Origin of the sequence: Prosthecobacter sp. (assembly GCF_049294395.1) — a bacterium.
Lineage (GTDB): Bacteria > Verrucomicrobiota > Verrucomicrobiia > Verrucomicrobiales > Verrucomicrobiaceae > Prosthecobacter.
Genome location: NZ_JBAQCR010000392.1, coordinates 1 through 20,199, shown reverse-complemented (window position 1 = coordinate 20,199; position 20,199 = coordinate 1). Strand labels below are relative to the sequence as shown.

At 60.7% G+C, this 20,199-nt stretch carries 17 protein-coding genes; 10 read left to right on the top strand and 7 right to left on the bottom strand.

The features are described from left to right. Positions 1 to 38 precede the first annotated feature (38 nt). Positions 39 to 3,110: a PSD1 and planctomycete cytochrome C domain-containing protein gene (locus WAW39_RS26315; protein ID WP_422322135.1), complete on the top strand. Its 3,072-nt coding sequence runs from the start codon at positions 39 to 41 to the stop codon at positions 3,108 to 3,110. Between the two features lie 109 nt (positions 3,111 to 3,219). Here WAW39_RS26315 and WAW39_RS26310 read toward each other — a convergent pair whose 3' ends face one another. Then, complete coding sequence (locus tag WAW39_RS26310) at positions 3,220 to 3,579, bottom strand: cupin domain-containing protein (protein ID WP_422322134.1); 360 nt, start codon at positions 3,577 to 3,579, stop codon at positions 3,220 to 3,222. Between the two features lie 161 nt (positions 3,580 to 3,740). Between WAW39_RS26310 and WAW39_RS26305 the strand changes: the two genes are divergently transcribed. Genes WAW39_RS26305 through WAW39_RS26285 form a run of 5 tightly spaced genes read left to right on the top strand, consistent with a single transcriptional unit; the run spans position 3,741 to position 9,108 of the window. Next, complete coding sequence (locus tag WAW39_RS26305; RefSeq protein ID WP_422322133.1) at positions 3,741 to 6,452, top strand: hypothetical protein; 2,712 nt, start codon at positions 3,741 to 3,743, stop codon at positions 6,450 to 6,452. A 23-nt stretch (positions 6,453 to 6,475) separates the two neighbouring features. Further along, a complete protein-coding gene (locus tag WAW39_RS26300) occupies positions 6,476 to 8,161 on the top strand; it encodes a hypothetical protein (protein WP_422322132.1) in 1,686 nt (561 codons plus the stop codon). 50 nt (positions 8,162 to 8,211) lie between these two features. Then, positions 8,212 to 8,418: a type II toxin-antitoxin system HicB family antitoxin gene (locus WAW39_RS26295; RefSeq protein WP_422322131.1), complete on the top strand. Its 207-nt coding sequence runs from the start codon at positions 8,212 to 8,214 to the stop codon at positions 8,416 to 8,418. Continuing rightward, positions 8,411 to 8,626, top strand: a complete 216-nt coding sequence (locus tag WAW39_RS26290; RefSeq protein ID WP_422322130.1) for a type II toxin-antitoxin system HicA family toxin — start codon at positions 8,411 to 8,413, stop codon at positions 8,624 to 8,626. Before WAW39_RS26295 ends, WAW39_RS26290 begins: the two co-directional genes overlap by 8 nt. A gap of 32 nt (positions 8,627 to 8,658) precedes the next feature. Continuing rightward, entirely contained in the window at positions 8,659 to 9,108 is a 450-nt protein-coding gene (locus tag WAW39_RS26285; RefSeq protein WP_422322129.1) for a hypothetical protein, read from the top strand. Positions 9,109 to 9,115: 7 nt separating this feature from the next. On the opposite strand, the gene WAW39_RS26280 is transcribed toward WAW39_RS26285, so the two are convergent. The 6 genes from WAW39_RS26280 to WAW39_RS26255 form a co-directional block, all read right to left on the bottom strand. Then, positions 9,116 to 11,269 (bottom strand): RecQ family ATP-dependent DNA helicase, encoded by a 2,154-nt coding sequence (locus tag WAW39_RS26280; protein ID WP_422322128.1) that lies wholly within the window; start codon positions 11,267 to 11,269, stop codon positions 9,116 to 9,118. A 117-nt stretch (positions 11,270 to 11,386) separates the two neighbouring features. Further along, positions 11,387 to 12,472, bottom strand: coding sequence for a sugar phosphate isomerase/epimerase family protein (locus WAW39_RS26275; protein WP_422322127.1), 1,086 nt, complete (start codon positions 12,470 to 12,472; stop codon positions 11,387 to 11,389). A 108-nt stretch (positions 12,473 to 12,580) separates the two neighbouring features. Beyond that, positions 12,581 to 13,225 carry a hypothetical protein gene (locus tag WAW39_RS26270; protein ID WP_422322126.1) on the bottom strand — a complete coding sequence of 215 codons (645 nt, stop codon included), beginning with the start codon at positions 13,223 to 13,225 and terminating at the stop codon, positions 12,581 to 12,583. A gap of 6 nt (positions 13,226 to 13,231) precedes the next feature. Further along, the gene (locus WAW39_RS26265; RefSeq protein ID WP_422322125.1) at positions 13,232 to 14,206 is read right to left on the bottom strand and encodes a hypothetical protein; all 975 of its coding nucleotides are present in this window, start codon (positions 14,204 to 14,206) and stop codon (positions 13,232 to 13,234) included. A 60-nt stretch (positions 14,207 to 14,266) separates the two neighbouring features. Beyond that, positions 14,267 to 14,983 (bottom strand): glycosyltransferase family 2 protein, encoded by a 717-nt coding sequence (locus WAW39_RS26260; protein WP_422322124.1) that lies wholly within the window; start codon positions 14,981 to 14,983, stop codon positions 14,267 to 14,269. 16 nt (positions 14,984 to 14,999) lie between these two features. Beyond that, entirely contained in the window at positions 15,000 to 16,487 is a 1,488-nt protein-coding gene (locus WAW39_RS26255; protein ID WP_422322123.1) for an ArnT family glycosyltransferase, read from the bottom strand. Positions 16,488 to 16,543: 56 nt separating this feature from the next. Between WAW39_RS26255 and WAW39_RS26250 the strand changes: the two genes are divergently transcribed. The 4 genes from WAW39_RS26250 to WAW39_RS26235 all read left to right on the top strand — a co-directional run. Further along, on the top strand, positions 16,544 to 17,239 hold the full coding sequence (locus WAW39_RS26250; RefSeq protein ID WP_422322122.1) for an outer membrane lipoprotein-sorting protein: 696 nt from the start codon (positions 16,544 to 16,546) through the stop codon (positions 17,237 to 17,239). A 55-nt stretch (positions 17,240 to 17,294) separates the two neighbouring features. Beyond that, complete coding sequence (locus tag WAW39_RS26245; protein ID WP_422322121.1) at positions 17,295 to 17,987, top strand: outer membrane lipoprotein-sorting protein; 693 nt, start codon at positions 17,295 to 17,297, stop codon at positions 17,985 to 17,987. A gap of 8 nt (positions 17,988 to 17,995) precedes the next feature. Beyond that, on the top strand, positions 17,996 to 19,252 hold the full coding sequence (locus tag WAW39_RS26240) for a class I SAM-dependent RNA methyltransferase (protein ID WP_422322120.1): 1,257 nt from the start codon (positions 17,996 to 17,998) through the stop codon (positions 19,250 to 19,252). 154 nt (positions 19,253 to 19,406) lie between these two features. Further along, positions 19,407 to 20,199 (top strand): iron-containing alcohol dehydrogenase (locus WAW39_RS26235; RefSeq protein WP_422322119.1); only part of this gene is annotated, 793 nt, incomplete at its 3' end.

The window sequence follows — 20,199 nt, the reverse complement described above, 5'->3', positions numbered from 1 at the left end:
CGGAAAGCCTGGTGGCATGAGCTTCGTACACCACACCCATGCTTTTCCGTGCCTTCATCGTTTCTGCCGCTCTGACCGCCACCGTATCCGCGGCGACGAAGCTCGACTTCAACCGTGACATCCGGCCCATTCTCAGTGACAACTGCTTTGCCTGCCACGGCTTGGACGCCAAGAAACGGAAGGCCGATCTGCGTCTCGATGTCCCGGAAGTCGCTTACAAGGCCATCGAAGGCGTGTTCCCCATCAAGCCCGGCAGCCCCGAGGCAAGCTCCGTCATCCAGCGCATCCTGACCAAAGACGAAGATGAGGTGATGCCACCCCCTGAGTCGAACAAGCACATCACCCCCGCCCAGGTGGAGATCCTGCAGCGCTGGATCAAGGAAGGCGCGGAGTTCAAAAAACACTGGGCCTTCGAAGCGCCCGTCAAAGCGACTCCTCCCTCCGTCAAAGGACCAGTTCAGAACGGCATCGATGCCTTCATTCAAGACCGCTTGGCCAAAGCAGGTCTGTCCCCCTCGCCATCAGCTTCCAAGGAAACCCTCATCCGCCGCGTCACACTCGACCTGACCGGCCTGCCGCCGACGCTGGCTGAAGTCGATGCCTTCATCGCTGACATAGCGCCGGATGCCTATGAAAAAGTCGTCGCCCGCCTGCTGAAATCCGAACGCTATGGCGAGCACATGGGCCGCTTCTGGCTGGATGCGGCGCGCTATGCAGACACCCACGGCCTGCACCTCGACAACGAGCGCAGCATGTGGCCCTACCGCGACTGGGTCGTGCGCGCCTTCAATGCCAACCTGCCCTACGATCAGTTCACCATCTGGCAGCTTGCCGGTGATCTCCTGCCCAATGCCACTGTGGATCAGCAAATCGCGTCCGGCTTCAATCGCTGCAACGTCACCACCAGTGAAGGCGGCAGCATCAATGAAGAGTTCATTTTCCGCTACGCCGTAGATCGCGCTGACTCCACGGTGGCGGTGTGGATGGGCCTCACCGCCGGCTGCGCCGTGTGCCATGATCACAAGTTCGACCCCATCTCCCAGAAGGAGTTTTATTCGCTCTACGCCTTCTTCAACAGCACCGCCGATCCCGCCATGGATGGCAACATCCTCCTCACCCCGCCCATCCTCCGGCTGAGCACTGCCGAGCAGAAAAAGCAGCTCGCGGAACTCGATCAAAAAATGGCCGCCGCACAGACGAAAATCCGCGCGACGATCCAATCACTGAACTACACCGACCCCGCCACCCAAACCCCGCCACCGCCTGTACAGAACAGCGAACTCGTCTGGTTTGAGGATGCATTTCCCGTGAAGGCGGATTTCTCAGGAGAACCTACGCAAATCATCACCAAGGACAAAGGCCCTGTCTTCAGCGGCAATGCAGCACTCAAGCGCACCGCCACGGGGGTGGCGCAGGACTTTTTTGCCAGCGGCGCCAAATTCGACATCCCGCCAAACGGCAAGCTCAGCGTGCAGTGCTACATCGACCCCGCAAATCCACCGAAGGCCATCATGCTGCAGTTCCACACCGCCGGCTGGAACCACCGCGCTGTCTGGGGCCAGGAAGGTGCCATCCCCTTCGGCCAGGTGCGCACACCTGAGAAAGTGCAAATGGGCGAACTGCCCAAAGCAGGCGAATGGGTGAAGCTGGAAGTGCCCGCAGAACGTCTGGGCCTCAAGCCCGGTCTCAAGGTCAGCGGCTATGCCTTCACCCAGTTCGGCGGCACCGTTTACTGGGACCGTCTGGCCATGACCTCCCGCGTCGATCCGGCCAAAGATCCCCAGTGGTCATGGAGCAAGTGGATTGAAAAAAACCAAGGCAAGCGTGTTGCTGAACTCCCCAACGATCTGCAGACTCTCGTGCGTGGCAAAAAGCCCGCCGAATGGCCCGAAAAAGACGCCGTAAAGCTCAAGGAGTGGTGGTTTGAAAACGAGTATCAGGGCGCACGCAGTCTGGTGGAAGGTGCCCGTGGTGAAAAGCTCGCCCTGGAGTCCCAAAGAAAAACGCTGGATGACGTCATCCCCGCCACCTTCATCATGGCCGACCTGCCGCAAAAACGTGACAGCTTCGTGATGGATCGCGGCCAGTATGACAAGCCGAAAGACAAGGTCACCCGTGGCACCCCCGCTGTCTTTCCTCCCCTCCCCGCACAGGCCGACTACACACGCCTCGATCTCGCCAAATGGCTCGTCAGCCCGCAGCACCCGCTCACCGCCCGTGTGCAGGTGAACCGCCTCTGGCAGCAGTTCTTCGGCACCGGCTTGGTGAAAACCAGCAACGATTTCGGCTCCCAGGGAGAGCCTCCCAGCCACCCTGAACTGCTCGACTGGCTGGCCGTGACTTTCCGTGAAAGCGGCTGGGACATGAAGGCCTTTGTGCGCATGATCGTCACCTCGCACACCTACCAGCAAAGCGCTCAATGCTCCGACCTCGCGATGCAAAAAGACCCGGAGAACCGCCTGCTCGCCCGTGGTCCGCGCTTCCGCTTGGATGCCGAAGCCGTGCGTGATCAGGCCCTGTTCGTTTCCGGCCTGCTCAGCCCCAAGATCGGCGGCAAAGGCGTGAAACCCTACCAGCCCGAGAACATCTGGGAGCCCGTCGGCTTCGGTGGCAGCAACACCCGCAACTACATCCAGGACCACGGCGAATCACTCTACCGCCGCAGCCTCTACACCTTCTGGAAGCGCACCGCCCCGCCGCCGAACATGACCTCGTTCGACGCGCCCAATCGCGAGAGCTACTGCCTCCGCCGCGAACGCAGCAACACCCCGCTGCAGGCGCTCACCCTCATGAACGACATCCAGTTCTTCGAAGCCTCGCGCAACTTCGCCCAGCACGTCATGCAAACCAACGCCAGCACGGACGCGCGCATCACCGCCCTCTTCCGCACCGCCACCGGCCGCTACCCCAGCGCCCAGGAAGCCGAGATCATCCGCCAGGATTTCACCAAGCAGTTCGCCGCCTACACCGCCAAGCCCGAAGAAGCCAAAAAAGCCATCACCTACGGCGAATCCAAGCCCGACGACAAACTCAATCCCGCCGAACTCGCCGCCTGGACCATGGTGGCCAACCTCGTCCTCAACCTCGACGAAGTGGTGACCAAGGGGTGAGTTTATCCCAGCACCAAAGGTGCGGCCTATCGCAGCCCAGGGCAACGCCCTGGGTTATCGGCATACGCTCACTCTTCATTCTGGAGCCCTGAAAGGGCGGCCTAATTCCTCACTCAAACTCCGTCTCCCGATCCGCCGAAGAAAAGCAGATCACCATCTCCGCATCCATGCCATCCAGCGCACGCGCATTGTGCCACTGACACGCAGGAATGGAGATCGTGTCGCCGGGATTAAGCAGGTATTTCTGCTCCCCAAGACTGTGCTCCACTCGGCCCTTGAGCAGGTGCAGAATTTCATCGCAGTTCGGATGCCTGTGACGCGGGTTCGTCTGCCCAGCCGGGATGATCACATGCCCCATCGTCATCGTGGTTGAATTCCCCATCTCCCGCGAGGCCAGCCACGTGAGTTTTCCCCACGGCTGATCGATCAAAATGCCTTCGGCAAACGTGCGAATAGGAGATCCATTCATGATGCCTGTCATGATTCCCATGACGCAGGGTTTGGCGACTGATTTCTGAGTTCTGTCAGCGAGGTAAGTTGTTTGTAAACCAATGTTTAGAGCATTGCTTACAGTTATTGAAACTCTACCGTGACAGTGTTCGCAGTTTTGAATGCCCAACGCACCCTGTCATGCACTCCGCATCACTCACTTCCCGGTTCACGCGCTCTACATCCGGCCTGCTGTCGAAACTCCGCGTTGTGGCCCTCTTGGGGCTGATGGGAATCCAGGGAATGGCATCGGATCTGCCCTCCTACCGCAGCTTGTTTGTCGATCAATCGCTGCGCCCTGATTCACGCTCTCTCGCCGCCTTCGACCTCGCCATTTTGAATCCTCAGGCGCAGCTCGACATGGAGCCCGGTCATGCATTGGGAAACAACTACTTCGCGCTGCTAGATGTCGCTCATTTCCGCACCGGAACACGTGCCGCCATGCAGAGCGCAGCCCGTCAGTTGTCCTCGAAACCTTCTGCCTCGGACCAGCAGACTCGCATCATCGATCCCACAGATTCCCAGTGGGTCCCATGGGTCGTCGAAGCCCTCGCAGACCCGGCCGCAAAAAAAGGGTTCGACGGCTTTGTCCTCAGCTTCGGCGCTGAAGCTACCACTCCAGCAGCACGCACCGCTGTGCTTTCGCTCGCCGCCACCCTGCGCCAGCGTTATCCGGACAAGCATCTCCTGCTCGATCTTCGTCTGGGGCTTGGCGTGGAAGCCGTGCACGTTGCCAATGGCTTCCTCGCCCTCGGCGTTTACACCCGCGAAGGCAGAAACGGCGTCACGGACTGGACGCCCATCGTGGAAACCCAGCGTCTCACGCGCCTCATTCGCACCGTTCAGATGCAGGGCCTGCGCGTTTTCGCCGTGGAGTATGCTTCGGCCGATGACCGCACCGCCTGCCGCGAAGCCGCGCAGCGTCTCACCAGCCTCGGCGCTGTCCCCTTCATCACCACTCCGGCGCTGACCGGAGTCAATCTTGGCCCATTGGAAGAAGTCTCCCGCCGCGTGCTGGTGCTTCACGGCTGGGATGAAAAGCACGTCGGCGAAAAGTCCTCCCGCGCAGCAGCCACCCTCACCTCACGCCTCCTGCGTCAGTCCCTGGAATGGCTGGGCTGTGAACTCGATTTCCGTTCTGCCACTGGCACCAGCTTCCTGCCGGCAGACCACGATTTCGCCGCCGTCATCCTCGACTCCTCCCTGGTCCTCAGCGCTGAACAGCAGACGACCCTGGCCGCCTGGCTGCCATCTCTGCGTGCCCGGAAAATTCCCCTGCTCCTCACCGGCATGCCATGGACGGACGCGGCCGCTCGCCATCAGGCTCTGCAGCATCTCGGCCTCGGTGGCAGCGCACAGCCCGCAGCCCGCCTCGTCAAAACGAACGTCGTCGCCATGGATTCCTCCCTGCTGCGCGTGAACACGAAGATCACCTCCCGCTCGCTCGGCTTTCTCGATCTCACAGCCCCCGCAGACTCCCGCATCGTGCTGGGCCTCTATGGCCAGGATGCCATGGGCACCGGCCATCGCTTTGATCAGGCCTTCCTCACCAGCTGGGGCGCTGCATGGATTGATCCAGCTGCTCAGGCCGCCTCCTCGCAGCTCGATCTTCCAGCTTTCCTCGCACAATGGCTCGGCGCCGACCGCAGCCTCCCTGTGCCTGACACCACCACACGCACCGGCCGCCGGATCTTTTACAGCCACATCGACAGCACCGGCTTCTCCACCCCTTCCACCCTTCCCGGTTTCCCTCTGTGCTCCGAGGTCATGCGCGACCGCATTCTCGGCCGCAATCTTCTGCCCGTCACGGTTTCCGTTTGTGAAGCCGAAATGCGTGCCTGGCTGCCCGGCCAAAAGTCCGGCCAGGCTGAGCGGCTCGAACACGTGGCCCGCAGCATTTTTGAAATGTTTCAGGTTCAGGCCGCTTCGAACTCCCTTTCACGTCCAACCCAGTGGACCGCTGGCATCGATATCTCCGGCAAGCTCAATGACCGCGCCAAAACCACCCGTCACGACATGGAACGCGAGATCGCCGGCTCCATGAGCTACATCCATCGCCGCCTGCTCCCGCTGGGCAAGGAGGTCAGCCTCATGCTCTGGCCTGCCAACACCACCCCCTCCTCCGAGGCTTTGAGCTACTGCCACGCCATGGGTGTTGAGAGCCTTCCTTCGACATCCAGTTTTGATCCCATCTCCAGCCCCTCAGGCTCCCGCACGCCCCTCCGCATGGAGCCCCTCGCCCTCCGCTGCAGCTTCGCGGATGTGCGCACCGCAGCAGGCCTTGCTTCGCTCGAAAAAACCTTCGCTGCCTGCTCGGAACAACCGCTGCATGCCATGACCACCGCCGCCTATGCCGCCAGCGTGCGCGATGCCCGGCACACCCGCATCCTGCGTGCCGCTGCGGATCACTGGATCATCCTGAATGCCGGTGACTGCCGCACCCTGCGCCTGCCCGCGACAATCGGCCTGCCTGACATGGCGCGCTGCCAGGGAGTTTCAGGCTACAATGTGGATCAGGGTCAGCTCTACATCCACACCATGGGCTGTGCGCGCACCGAACTGGTGCTCACCAAAAACAAACCGGCGCAGCACCTCCATCTCGTGGAATGCAGCACCGCAGTTTCATTCTTTGAGCTGACCACAGGCCGCGCCACCTTCCAGGTGCGCGATCTCCGTCCCGTGGAAATCGTGCTCGGTGGTTTCGAGCCCCGCGGCCAGTGCGCCTATCTCGAAAACGGCCGCCCTTACACCGCAAACGCAGACGCTCAGGGCCTCGTTCATCTCGAAGTCGCCTGCCGTTCCACCGTCTCCCTCCAGTCCCTGCCGCCCGCCGCCCACGCGGCCATGCGCTGATCCCACCTCTTTCCCGAGCCCTCATGTCACGCAGCTCCCGCCAGGCTTTCCTGCTCATTTTTTCCTACACCATGCTCGCCGTCGCCTGGGGCTGGCGCCTGCTGGCCAACGATCCGTCCGCCCCCAAGGAAAACCCGCTGCTGAACACCACACGCACCGCCATCGCTTCCAGCCTCGCTCATGTTCCCAAGCACCTGCAACTGCCTGCCGTGTTTCAGCTCGCATTGCTGCCGGATAGTGAAGTGGAGGCGCTGCACACCTGGCTGAAGGCGGCCCCCGAGCAGCGGCTCCGTCAGCTCACGGTGCAGCAGGGTCCGCTCCATACGCCCTGCCCGCTGAACACCGCGCTTCTGTTTGTCGAACTCACGCGCACCGACGCACCGCTCATCGACGAAAGCAGGCTCCTCGTCTCCGCCGCCGGCGACCGCATCGAAGAACCCCATAAAATCGAAGCACTCGAACTGCTCGCCTCGCAGGCCATGGCGACCCACGAACGCACCCTGGCCGTCGAAATCCATGAGCGTGTGTGCGACTCTGCCGCCGCCACCTGGCAGAATGTGCTGAACCTCACCGAGGCTGCCCGCACCGCACGGCGTCCTGCGGCAGCCTTACGTGTCGTGAATGAGTGGCTCGGTGCCACGCCTCCGCGCCTCACTGAGGTCGAGCGCGAAGCTGCTCTCGATCTGCAGAGCACCCTTCTGCTCGAAGGCACCCGCTATGCCGAAGCCTCCCGTGTCGCGCTCGATTCTCTGCGTACCTTGAAGCCCGCAGACGCCATCCCGCCGCGCCTCATGCAGCGCGCGCTGCATGCCACCCGCGCCGCAGGAGAATCCGCTGAACTCCTGCCATGGATCGAGCGCCAGCTGCGCACCTGCCCCGACCACAAGCGTTCTCTGAAAGAACTCGCCTCGGCAACAGCCATCGACCCTGAATATCGTCGCTGGCTCAACGAAGGCGCCAGCATCGCCGATCTCAATCATCTGACCAGCATCGCCTGCGAGTTGTACTTCCGCCTCGCCGCCATCGGTGAAACCCAGGTGCTGGCCCGCTTGCACGCGCTGGCCACCCAGATCGGGCGAGGCAAAGAACTCACCGACGTCCTCGCCAGCCTGCATGGCCGCTTCTCTCCAGTTCAACTGGCCCAGGCGCTGACCGACGGCGATGCACCTGCGGTTGCTCGCACCCTGCTCGCCACCCACCTCCAGTCATCCCCCGATGACCGCGCCGGCTGGCGTTTGCTCACACAGCTCGACATCATGCTGCGCGGCGAATCCTCCGCTCCGATGCTGTGGAAAGGCTTCCTCAAACGCTTCCCCGACGATGCTCCCGCTTTGCAGCACCTCGCCAGACTGCAAGTCTCCGCCGCGCAGCCTTCCCAGGCCCTGCGCACCCTGCAGTCCATCCCCAGCGCGCAGCTCGATGCCCCCACACTGCGCCTCACCGCCGCTCTTGCCATCCAGCTCGATGACATTCCCGCCGCCCATCGTGCGCAGCAGCTTCTCATCGAGTCTTCACCCCATCCCGCTGTCAGCGATGTCCTCGCCCTCGCCACCACCACCCTTCAGCATCCTGAAGGTGGAGCTGCGCAGACCGCATTGACAGCAGCTCTCGCCAAACTACCCGCCGGCACCGCACTCCACCAATCCCTCACCGCCCTGTCCAGCATCAGCGAAGCCACACCCTTCAACACTGCGGCAAAGTCTGAGTAAGCATCATAATGCATGCTTGATTAGTCCGGTCTGTCCGTCACATTTGCCATATGCAACTGACAGCTGTCCTCACACCGGCGGAAGAAGGAGGCTATGTTGCCTTCAATCCGGAAACTGGAACCACGAGCCAGGGTGAATCCGTTGCCGAGGCCGTTGAAAATCTGCGTGAGGCCACGGAACTGTTTCTCGAAGAGTTTCCGCAACGCCGCATTCTTGGGCATGCGCTCATGACAACTTTCGAACTTTCGCATGCCTAAGCTCCCCCACGTATCGGGCAGGGAGGCCGTGCGCGCTTTGCAAAAGCTGGGTTTCGAGGTGTCCCGTCAAAAGGGCAGTCATATCGTCATGAAACGTGGTGCCGATGGCTGCGTGATACCAAATCACCCTGAGATCAAAACCGGCACGCTCGCGGGTGTGCTCCGGCAGGCTGGAATCTCCGCAGAAGAATTCATTGCTGCTCTTTGAGCAGTTTGAAGCTCCTTGCAGACTTACTCACCATGAAATCCATTCACGCCTTTCTGCTCCTCCTGCTCATCCTCACCACCGCTGGTTGCAGTTCACTGCCGCGTGATGAACACAGCCGCCGCCAGGTTTATGAGCGCCGCTTGCGCAGCCTCGAATTCCCCGTCAGCCGCTCCCGTCTCTACAAAACCCTGCGCCCCGCCTCACCTGCATCCCCCACCGGCCAAACCGGCTCCGGCCTCCTCACCGGCAGCGAATTTTACCGCCTGGACGATATATTCGTGGTCGAAATGTCCGTCGTCTACAAAGCGGTGACCGGCATCGACGACTACCTCAATCCCGCACCCACCGTCGGCAGCCAAGTCCGCTCCATCCTCGATGCCTCCCGCAGCATCGAAAACTTCATGGATCGCGGCACCCCGGAGCATCCAGCCGATATCATTCAAAAAGCACGCATCCTGAAGCGCCCTGTCATGCGCTATTAATCCGGTCTTACCCGTGCTTCTTGATGATCTGAATGAAATCCGGCAGATACTCCTTCGCCTTCTTCTCACCCACCCCGCGAATCTTGAGCCCCGCCTCAATCGTCTTCGGCTTCAGACGCGTCATAAATTCCAGCGTCTGATTGCTGAAGATAATATAGGGCGGCACGCCCTCGGACTCCGCCACGGCAGTACGATGCCGCTTCAGCTTCTCAAACAGCGCATCATCAAACCCAAGCTCGCGCGCAGCCAGTTCCTCATTCATCGCCGTCTTGCCCTTCGGCTTCGTCACCGGCGCATGCATCGAAGGCCAGCGCATCTTCACATTCAGGCCCTTTTTCATCACCTCCGCACCACGGGAAGTCAGCGTGACTTTCGGATACTCACCGCCGCTGGTCTCAATGAGCCCAAGCTTTTCAATTTCGGCAAACAGCGGGTGCAGCGCATGCGTGCCAACATCCTTGAGCAGCCCATAGGTCGTGAGCTGGTCATGCCCTGCGTCCACGATCTCCTTGGACTTGCTGCCCACCAGCATCTGGATGATGCGCCCTTTGCCAAAGCGACCTTCCCACGTTCCATCCGGCAGCTTCACGGACATTCGCGCAATGCCGCTCAGCGCCTGCCGCAGCATCGTCACTTCGTCCGCCCCCCCTTCGCGCGGTGGCTGCACGCCTTCAGCCCGGCACACATCGCAGGTGCCACAGGGCGTGCTTTCGCTCTCACCAAAGTAGCGCAAAATCTGCTCCTGCCGGCAGGCCTTGTCATCGTAGCAGAGCTCCACCATCGCCTTGAGCTTCGAGCGGTCACGGCGGTCTTTCTCCCGCAGCGCCTCCACATCAAACTTCAAATCACGCGTCAGCACAGTCGGCTGCAGCAGCCGCGTGCCACGGATGCGTTTGCCGGGAATGTCAAAACGCTCAATGTAGTCGTTCCGGTTCAGAAAGCTAAGTGCAGACCCAATCGCCATGCTGTTCTTCGCGCCGGAACGCTCCGTGATGTCATCAATCGAAGCCTGCACCTCATGATTGGAGTCCGCCGCATTCAGCAGCGTCTGGTACACATTGCGGATGATGTCCACGCTCGGGTTGTTCCCATCAATGAAGAACTCCTGCGTCTTCGTGTCGGCAAAATTAAAGAACAGATCGCACTGCGAAGGCTCACCATCGCGCCCCGCACGCCCTGCCTCCTGGTAATAAGCCTCCACACTGCCAGGCACATCGAAGTGCACCACAAACCGCACGTCAGAGCGGTCGATGCCCATGCCAAAGGCGTTCGTCGCCACGGCCACATCCGCCTTCTTCGTGATGAACTTCGTCTGCCGCGACTCACGCTCCTTGTCATCCAGTCCGCCATGGTACTCGATCACCTTGATCTTCCACGAGCGCAGCTCCTCGCCCACCTCCTCCACCCGCTTGCGCGTGGAGCAGTAGATGATGCCGGTCTTGAACTGCGTGATGATCTTCCTCAGCCGGTCATACTTGTCCGAGTTCGATTTCGTATGAACGATGTTCAGGCTCAGGTTCGGGCGCTCAAAGCCACGGATCGTCACAAACGGATCACGCAGCGCGAGCGTCTGCAAAATGTCATCCCTCACCTCCGGCGTGGCCGTCGCGGTCAGGGCCACGACCTGCGGCCGGTCCAGTTGCGCCAGCGCCTCGCCCAGCCGCATGTAATCCGGTCGAAAATCATGCCCCCACTGCGAAAGGCAATGCGCTTCATCCACCGCCACCAGCGCGATCTGCACCTGCCGCAGCGCATTCGTAAACGCCCGGCTTCGGAAACGCTCCGGTGCCACATACACCAACTTGTAATCCCCACGCCGCAACGCCTCGATGCGCTCCTGCTGCTCTCCCAGCGAGATCGAGCTGTTGATCAGCGTCGCAGGAATACCGCGCCTCTCCAGCGCATCCACCTGATCCTTCATCAACGCAATCAGCGGACTCACCACCACCGTCACACCGTCCATCACCATCGCGGGTAGCTGATAGCACAGGGATTTGCCGCCGCCGGTGGGCATGATCACCATCGTGTCGCGCCCGCTCAGGATGCTCGCCATCACCGTTTCCTGACCGTCTAGAAACTCCCGAAAGCCAAAATACTTCTGCAACGCCATCTTGGCGTCGTGAATAGGGGTGGAGGCTGCAGTTGGAAGAAGTTCGGACACGGACACCCGATCATGCATGCAAGGAGGAATGCCCGCAAGAACCCTCAAAAATTAACCACCGCGCAAATCACCGGCTTGTTCAGTTTTTTGCATCCTTTTGCGCCTCTTTGCGGCCAATCAATGCTCATCCTTCTTCCCCGCAGCCTTCGGCTTCAGCGAAGGCGCAAACCCATACTTGTCCCCCGCCTGACGCAGGCATTTCACAATGTTGTTCTCCTCAAACTCCAGCGCCGCCTCCAGGTTGAGCCCGCTCGTCTTGGGCATCTTCTCCGCCTTGCGCTCACGCACCATCATCAGGGTGCGGGCGAGTTCCGTGCCGGGCTTGTCCGGAAACGTGGCCCAGTAAGTCGGCTTGAGGCAGGGAATATCGAGCGGATCACGCGTGATCATCTCCAGGTGGTAGTCGATCTGCGGATTGTACTTTTCAAACAAGGCAAACATGCGCGGAAGATCCAGGATGCCCTCTCCCAGCGGCACTTCGGCCAGCAGAAAACCCGTCGCCGTCTCCTGCACCGCCATGTCCTTGATATGCGTGGTCACCGCAAAGGGAGCGAGCGTTTCGACCACCGTCATCGGATCTTCCAGCAAAGCGATGCTGTTGCCCGTATCGACACACGCACCCATGTGCGGACTGCTCAGACGCCCCAGCACCTCCGCAAGCTCCGCCGCATGAAAGTCCTTGTGATTCTCAATGCCAATCTTCACCTTCTGCCGCCGCGCCACCGGCTCGGCAAACTGCATGGACTTGAAAGCTCCGTCCTTCCAGTGCTTGAAGTCCTCCAGGCTTGAAAACAACTCATAGCGTCGGCCTCCCGTGGCTGAACGAAAAATCGTCGCCCCCGCCTCCTTGGCGATCCTCACCTCCTGCTCAAAGCGCCCCACATCATTCTCATTCTTCGGCAGCGTGATGCTGCCCTCCAGCTTCATGCCATAGGATTCACAGGTCGCGCGCACCTTCCCGGCAAACTCACTCGTCCACCCACCCACCAGCGTCTGCAACGAGCCCACGCCAAGGTCACGCACATGATCCAGCACATCCAGCGCATGCTCAAACGGCGGATACTTCAGATTCGAGTACTTCCCCTGCCAGCGCTTCCAGTACGAATGAATCACGATCCCCATCTTCTTTCCCCGCAAGGCACCCGATGAAGGCAGCGCAGCCGCGAAAGCAGCAGCAGAGGTGAGAAAAGTACGACGGGTCATGCGACTTCAGTGAACGTGCATCCAAAGGAAATCATTTCTCCCACTTGATCAGCAATCTTCCTGCCGAAACAACAATTCACGTATTTAGATTTGGCAGACTGGCATCCTTCAGCAAAAGCCCTTGCGCTGGTCCCACTCCATTTGGTTCGTCACATGAACATCTCTGAGCAGCAGGCAAAATCGGATGCTTTTGGCTTGTGCAAACAACAACGTATCAAGAATGGCCTTCAGATCATTTTTGGCAGCTTCGACACTCAGATGAGAATCAAACCTCCTGAGCAGTACGTCGAAAGTGGCTACTCCATCATCAGCGAGGTGCCAGACAGGCCCTGAATTGTCGAAAAAATCATCATCTGAAATAAACTCTCCGATCCTTTTCACCCCCGCTTCTAAAGCAAGGGAATCCAGCGCACGTGACTGCTTCAACAGCTCGACACCCACTGTCAGAGAGCAACCAGGCACCTTGGCATCAAAATAGGGATGCAGATTGGGTGGAGTAATAAACAGGTCAGTCAGACGGGAATGCTCAACCCATAAACTAAATACAAGAACGGTGGCGGCAATCGACGCAATGGCCACATGACCATCATGTCCTTCACCGGATGCGATTTTCCATGTGAGGTACATCGTGAAGCCGCCGAGGGCGCCCAACCAAATGATGCTAAATCGAAGCGTCCTCACCATCCTCTCCCTCATTTTCAAAGATGCTTCGGGAGAATACATAGCCAACCGCCCTTTAATCATCTTCATCATAAGCTCTCACCTCACCACCCCACCCACCCACTCCGGCTGCCGCTTCGCCAGGCACTCAGACAGCCACCGCACCAGATCGGCCACAGAATCATGCTTCTTCCGCAACGTATTGAGCGCCGACCAGTCAAGCGTCGGGCGTGACGTCGGCAGCGTGATCTTCTGAATGCGCAGCAGATTGTGCACCGCCTCAAACTCCGCCGCACTCATGGCGCGCAGCTCCTTCGCCGAAGGCAGGTCATCCAGCACGGTCAGCGGAACACCGAGGCTGCTGATGCCCACGCCAAACTGATGCCCCAGGCTCCGCAGCGCATCCACGAGCGCCTCATCATTCAGGCCTTCCGCGATCACGATCTCGCTCTGCAGCGTCCACCGTGTGGCGCTGAGCGCCTGAAAAAAGTCGGCGCTGAAGGTGTCCGGCGCCACGCTGAGCTTGAGCTGCACCCCCGCCAGTCCCACTTCGGGTCCACCCAGATGTCGGCGCAGGTCGAGCATCGCCGCATCAAATCGCGGCGCATCATCGCTGCCCGTGTCGAGATCCCAATCTGCCACCACGAGATCGGGAATGTCCCACTCACCCTCCATGCTGGGGGTGCCGCTGCTGTTGCGGTTGAGCAGGAAGGGATAGCGCGAACGCTGCAGACAGAGCCGCTCATAGATGGCCACCATCCGCAGGTAGCGCGACCAGCATTGATCGCTCTCACCCAGCTCGCTGTCGAACAGCCCCTGGCGGCTGACGCCGTTGCTGCCGCCCAGTGTTTTCTTCTGCCGCTGGTAGTACCCTTGGCCCTGATCCACCTTCGCGATGGGCGACGTGGGATCGTAGCTGAGGATGGAAAAATGGTAGCGCAGCGTGGCGTCGCTGTAGCCGTCTCCGAGGCGCAAGCGCACAAGGCGGATGAGTTCGGTGCCCTTGATCGAGTCCGCAGGATCATGCGGCAGGATTTCGGGCAGCAGTAGTCGCAGTTGTTCGCGTAGGTTCATCCTTGGTGCTGTGTCACAGCATGGCTGCGAAGCAGTTGTCTCGTCAACAACAGAAACGCATCAGCCACGCCGCTCCTCACGAATGACATAGCGGGTGCGCCGGCTGTTCAACCAGCGCACGCCAAACATGTCCATCGTCGCGCGCAGCGCCCGGTTGCCGAATCCATATTTGCTCACGCCATGGATGCGCGCGCGGTGGTTCACCGGCATTTCAGTCACGCGCCAGCCCATGTTGCGGATGAGCGCGGGAATGAAACGGTGCATGCCGTTGAAGAGCAGCAGCGCCTCACGGCAGTCGCGCCGCATCACCTTGAGTGTGCAGCCCGTGTCTCTCACGTGATCACCCACAAAGCGGGAGCGCACAAAATTGGCGATGCGGCTCTGCAGGCGCTTGAACGTCGTGTCCTTGCGCTTCGCACGGTAGCCGCAGACGAGATCATAGCCCCCGTCCTCATCCAGCTTCGCGATCATCGCGGGAATATCGGCCGGGTCATTCTGCAGGTCGCCATCGAGCGTGACGATCACATCCCCCAGCGCGGCATAAATCCCGGCGTGCATGGCGGCGCTCTGCCCGCTGTTCTTTTCAAAGACGATCACTCGCACCCGCGGCCCACGCTGCACGCGGGCAAGCGTCTGATCTTTCGATCCATCGTCAACAAGCACCAGTTCGTAATCGCGCCCACCCAGGACCTTGTCGATCTGCTGCTGCATCTCCACGACATTGTCCTCTTCATTATAGAGCGGCACGACGACGGAAATGGCAGGGGAGGAAGGCATGGAGGCGAAAAGGGCGTCAAAAGTCGGGCGCTCGATAATCGTGGCAAGCAAAGATTTTCAACCATCGCACCTCATTCCCCGCATGCATGACCCGGGCCACAGAGAGCAATTCAGTGCGCTGAAACCTCTTCTTGAGCGAATCGGGCAGGCTTTTCGCGTCCCTGTCCTCGATGACAAACAGCGCGCTTCGCCCGGCAAATGAGCTCAAATCACGGGCTGGCCACTGCACCGTCCCGGCCTGGCCAAGGTAGTGATCCAGCTCAACCGCGAGCGGCCAGTCCCCCGCCAATACAAACCATGACCCCGCCCCGCCAGCCTGCTCCAGCACGGCGGAGACGACTCTGGCGCTCTCACGCCAGCCACGCTGGGTCTTGGACGGATCAGCGGTAAAGGCATGGGCGGCGTCAGTCTCAGCACTGGGTTTGGGTGAAAATCGCCATGTCAGCCCCAGCGTGCGCGGCAGATCCGTCTGCAGCAAAAAAGCGCTCTGCAGCGCGGCCAGCACAATCGTGATGGTGCGCAGACTGATTTTCTGCTCGATCACCCCCGTCCGGGCGACCGTGCTGCGATGCGCCAGCAGCACCGCCGCAAAGAGCATCCACACCACACCTCCCGTGTCCGGCCAGATTTCGTGTGGACCATAGAAAAAGTCGATCCCCGCCAGCGGCAGCAGCATCGCCATGGGCAGGCCGCGGTGGGTTTGCAGCATGCCGTTCGTAAATCCCGCACGCACCGCCATCACGAAAAGCACCAGCAGCAGAGGAGAGGCGAGCACGATCCAGCGCAGCAAATTCGGAATCACCCGCCACTCAGGCAACCAGTGCCCCGCTGCAAACGTCGGCCAGCCATGCACGCCCTGCCAGATCAGCCAGACCAGCACCACCACGGACCATGCAGCCAGGATCCCTCTGAATCCCGTGCTATTCAGGTGATGCCGCTGATGCCTGGACAGACCCAAAACGCACACCACCGCCGCCATCGTGGCCAGCGCAGGCGGCTGCGCCAGCGCCGTGCCCGCCACGCAAGCCCCGGCAGCCCACCACGCCCGGTGCTTCACATCCTCTTTCATCAAAGCACCGCGCAAACACAGCGCTGCTCCTGGCACCAGCACACAGGCAATCGTCCCCGGAGTCAGCGTGACAGCGGCGAGATTGAAGGCAGGCAGCACATTCACGATCACCACCGCCCAGCCCGCGATCTGCTCATCAAACAGCTCACGCGCCAGCCGCCAAATCAGCAGCGATGCCCCCAGCGCGAGCAACGGCGCGAAGAACCTCACCCCAAATTCACCCGCTCCTCCAATCAGCATGCCCAGCCTCGCAAACAGCGGCAGCAGCGGCCCGATCTCAAAAAAACTGCCCCACTGGCCATGTTTGCTGCAGAAAACCGCCAGCGCCTCTTCCGGCGCGAGTTCCAGCGTCGGCAGCAGCGCCCAGCGCCAGAGCGTGAGCAGGCCCAGGGCGGCAAAGAGAAAGCGCTGGCGCTGCATGATGGTTGAGCGCATTGAATAGAGGACGCCGTCCGCATGTCAAAGTGTCGTCTCCAATCTCCCCCACTCTTATGAAACGTCTCTTCCTGTTCCCGCTGCTTCTCGCCTCCATGCTGCGTGCTGAGGATGCCCAGCCGAAAACCGCCGAGGAAATCATTCGCATCGTCCAGAACAGCTACGCCCTGCAAAACTACAAGATGACCGGCGAGCTTCGTGACGATACCTCGGGCCGCTCAGAGCCCCTCACGCTCACCATGCAAAACAAGGTCATGCGCTTCCTCTTCAAAAACCCGCCGCCAGAAATCGTCCACCTGGATATGAACACCTCCCCGGCCACCCTTTATCAGGTGCGCGCCGGCGGATCGTCCGTCGTGCCTAACAGCCAGCATGGCAACAAGGTGCGCGGCATGGAGTTCAATTACGAAGATCTCTCCCTCGCCTTCCTCTACTGGCCGCGCCCTCAGCTCATGGGCGAGGACCGTGTCAGCGGCCAGAAATGCTGGATCGTGCGTGTTACCAACCCCAGCAGCCAGGGCCCCTACTACGCCGTGGATCTTTGGGTGCATCAGGGCAGCGGCGGCGCGGCCAAGATGGCGGCCTTTGATCGCACGAGCAAAATCGTCAAACGCTACCAGGTCACCAAGGTGCAGAAAGTGGAAGGCGCCACCACGCTCAAGGAGCTGCGCATCGAGTCCGTGAATCCCGCCAACGGCGAAGTCATCGGCCGCACCTACATGAAGCTGGATGATCCAGTGAAGAATAACTAATGCGTCGTCAGTGAAAGGGAGTCTCACACAGATCCCTCCCTGCGCCCGCACCGCCATGAAGTTCATCATTCTCGCCACACTGCTGCTCACGCCATGCCTGCGTGCCGCTGGTGCGCCGCCAAAGACCGCCGAGGAAATCATGCTCGATGTGCGCCAGAGCTACGCCGGGCAGAACCAAAAGCTGCAGGGCGAACTGCGTGACGGCGACTCCGGCCGCACCGAGCCCCTGGAACTCACCATGGGAAATCAGGTCATGAGCTTCCTGTTCTCCACCCCTCCGGCTGAGACCATCCGTGTCGATTTAAACACCTCCCCCGCCAGGCTGTATCAGGTGATCAAGGGCACTTCAAAGCAGGTTTCCGCCAGCCAGCTCGGCAGCAAAGTGCGCGGCATGGATTTGAATTATGAGGATCTCTCCCTCCGCTTCCTCTACTGGCCGCGCCCGCAGCTCCTGGGTGAGGACCGTGTCAGCGGACAGAAATGCTGGATCGTACGCGTCATCAACCCTGGCAGGGAAGGCCCCTACTACGCCGTGGACATCTGGGTTCATCAGGCCAGCGGTGGCGCGGCCAAAATGACTGCCTACGACCGCAGCAGCAAGATCATCAAACGCTACGAAGTCACCAAGATGCAGAAAGTGAATGGCACGAATGCCTTGAAAGAACTACGGGTCGAAACTCTGGATCCCGCCACTGGCAAAGTCCAAGGCCGCACCTACATGAAAATGAACACCCCCGCCAAACCCTGACGCGACGCATGCAACCGCCGCGCAAATTCACGCCCCATCCCTTCGCCTATCACCAGGAGCTGGACGTCCGCATCGAAAGCCTCACCAACGAAGGTGCGGGAGTCGCCCGTGTCGATGGCTGGGTCGTCTTCGTTCCCTTCACACTCGCCGGAGAGCTGGTGAAGTGCCGCGTCTTCCGCAATCACAAGAACTACAGCGAGGCCGACTTCGTCTCAGTCATCGAGCCCTCACCAAACCGCGTCACACCTCAGTGCCCTTTGTTCAGCCAGTGCGGCGGCTGCCAGTACCAGCACCTCTCCTATGAGGAGCAGTTGCTCTCCAAGCAGCGCCAGGTCGCCGAGCTGCTCAAGCACATGGCCAAGATCGAGCACCCCGTCTGCCCGGTGATCCCCTCACCCGTTCAGTACGGCTACCGCTCCAAGATCACACCTCACTTCCAGCGCCCGAAAGAAGGCGGCATCGGTGCCATCGGTTTCCTGCGCGCACGCACCCGCAATGCCATGGTCGATGTCGAGCAGTGCCCCATCGCCATGCCCGAGCTCAACGCTCAGCTCGCCGCCGTGCGCGAGCGCGCCCGTGCGAACTCCGCCGAATTCAAAAACGGCGCCACCCTCCTCATGCGTGCCGCCGACAACGGCGTCCTCACCCGGCCCGATGAAATCGCCGTCGAAGACGTGGACGGTGTCCGCTTCGAATTCCAGGCTGGCGACTTCTTCCAGAACAATCCCTTCATCCTCCCCAAGTTCGTCCGCCACGCCATCGACGAAGCCAAAGCCACCGGCGCGAAGCATCTCGTCGATGCCTACTGCGGCAGCGGCCTCTTCGCCATCAGCGCCGCACGCGACTTCGAAAGTGTCATCGGTGTCGAGATCTCCGAAACCGCCGTCAAAAAAGCCTCGCACAACGCCGAGATCAATTCCCTCACCAACTGCCGCTTCATCGCCGCCGATGCCCAGCACGTTTTCAAAGACGTTCCGCATGCCGGAGCCGACACCGTGGTGATCATCGATCCACCGCGCGCAGGCAGCAGCCCCGAGTTCCTGCAGCAGCTCTTCGCCTTCAATCCCAAAGGCGTCGTTTACATCTCCTGCAATCCCGCCACGCAGATGCGCGACCTCGTTCTCTTCACCGAAGCCGGATTCAAACTCGGCACCGTGCAGCCCTTCGATCTCTTCCCGCAGACGAAGCACCTCGAATGCGTCATGACCCTGAGCCGCGACCCCAATGCTGGGACGGCCAGTCCGATGAACAGCCCTTCCGCGTAAAAAAAGCTGTTCCCACAAACTCTCTCAAGCCACGCAAGTCCTCGATCAATCCATCGCTGTTCCGTAGTACCGGCTTCAGCCGGAATCCGGTTCTGTCATCAGCATCAATCACCACAAAACACACGAGCGACCTCCCATCCGTAAGCCCAGGTCCATGAACCGTTTCGAATTCGCCACCTCCCAGCGCATCATCTTCGGACGCGGCGTGTTCCGCGAACTCCCCGATCTCTGCCGCACCTTCGGCCAGCGCACCCTCCTCATCACCGGCAGCCGCCCGCAGCAATACGCAGAACGCCTGCCCCATGTCGGCATCCACTCCATCAGCGGCGAACCCACCGTTGAAGACATCAAAACCAGTGTCGCACTCGCCAAACAACTCAACGCCGATGTCATCGTCGCCATCGGCGGCGGCAGCGTGGTCGATGCCGGCAAAGCCATCTCTGCCATGAGCACGCAGCCCGGTGACTTGATGCGCTACATCGAAGTCATCGGAGAAGGCAAACCATTGGACGCCACTCCCCTGCCCTACATCGCCGTCCCCACCACGGCCGGCACAGGAGCCGAGGCCACACGCAACGCCGTCATCGCCAGCACCGAGCACCGCGTCAAAGCCAGCCTGCGCCACATCTCCATGCTGCCACGCATTGCCTTGATCGATCCCGAACTCGCCGCCGATGTCCCTCAATCCGTCACCGCCGCCAGCGGCATGGATGCTCTCACGCAATGCCTCGAAGCCTTCGTCTGCTCCCGTGCTCAGCCAATGACCGATGCCCTCTGCCTCGATGGCATCCAGCGCGCCATTCGCTCCCTCGAACGCGCCTTTCAAAATGGCCACGACCTCGAAGCCCGTGAAGACATGGCCCTCTGCGCGCTCAACAGCGGCATCGCCCTCGCCAACGCCGGCCTCGGCGCCGTCCACGGCTTCGCCGCCCCCATCGGCGGCATGT

Excerpts from the sequence above, each read along its gene's own strand:
- WAW39_RS26240 (WP_422322120.1), top strand. The coding sequence starts at position 17,996 with ATGCAACCGCCGCGCAAATTCACGCCCCATCCCTTCGCCTATCACCAG.
- WAW39_RS26305 (WP_422322133.1), top strand. The coding sequence starts at position 3,741 with ATGCACTCCGCATCACTCACTTCCCGGTTCACGCGCTCTACATCCGGC.
- WAW39_RS26245 (WP_422322121.1), top strand. The coding sequence starts at position 17,295 with ATGAAGTTCATCATTCTCGCCACACTGCTGCTCACGCCATGCCTGCGT.
- WAW39_RS26300 (WP_422322132.1), top strand. The coding sequence starts at position 6,476 with ATGTCACGCAGCTCCCGCCAGGCTTTCCTGCTCATTTTTTCCTACACC.
- WAW39_RS26250 (WP_422322122.1), top strand. The coding sequence starts at position 16,544 with ATGAAACGTCTCTTCCTGTTCCCGCTGCTTCTCGCCTCCATGCTGCGT.
- WAW39_RS26275 (WP_422322127.1), bottom strand. The coding sequence starts at position 12,472 with ATGACCCGTCGTACTTTTCTCACCTCTGCTGCTGCTTTCGCGGCTGCG.
- WAW39_RS26295 (WP_422322131.1), top strand. The coding sequence starts at position 8,212 with ATGCAACTGACAGCTGTCCTCACACCGGCGGAAGAAGGAGGCTATGTT.
- WAW39_RS26255 (WP_422322123.1), bottom strand. The coding sequence starts at position 16,487 with ATGCGCTCAACCATCATGCAGCGCCAGCGCTTTCTCTTTGCCGCCCTG.
- WAW39_RS26290 (WP_422322130.1), top strand. The coding sequence starts at position 8,411 with ATGCCTAAGCTCCCCCACGTATCGGGCAGGGAGGCCGTGCGCGCTTTG.
- WAW39_RS26310 (WP_422322134.1), bottom strand. The coding sequence starts at position 3,579 with ATGAATGGATCTCCTATTCGCACGTTTGCCGAAGGCATTTTGATCGAT.
- WAW39_RS26260 (WP_422322124.1), bottom strand. The coding sequence starts at position 14,983 with ATGCCTTCCTCCCCTGCCATTTCCGTCGTCGTGCCGCTCTATAATGAA.
- WAW39_RS26315 (WP_422322135.1), top strand. The coding sequence starts at position 39 with ATGCTTTTCCGTGCCTTCATCGTTTCTGCCGCTCTGACCGCCACCGTA.
- WAW39_RS26265 (WP_422322125.1), bottom strand. The coding sequence starts at position 14,206 with ATGAACCTACGCGAACAACTGCGACTACTGCTGCCCGAAATCCTGCCG.
- WAW39_RS26285 (WP_422322129.1), top strand. The coding sequence starts at position 8,659 with ATGAAATCCATTCACGCCTTTCTGCTCCTCCTGCTCATCCTCACCACC.
- WAW39_RS26270 (WP_422322126.1), bottom strand. The coding sequence starts at position 13,225 with ATGATGAAGATGATTAAAGGGCGGTTGGCTATGTATTCTCCCGAAGCA.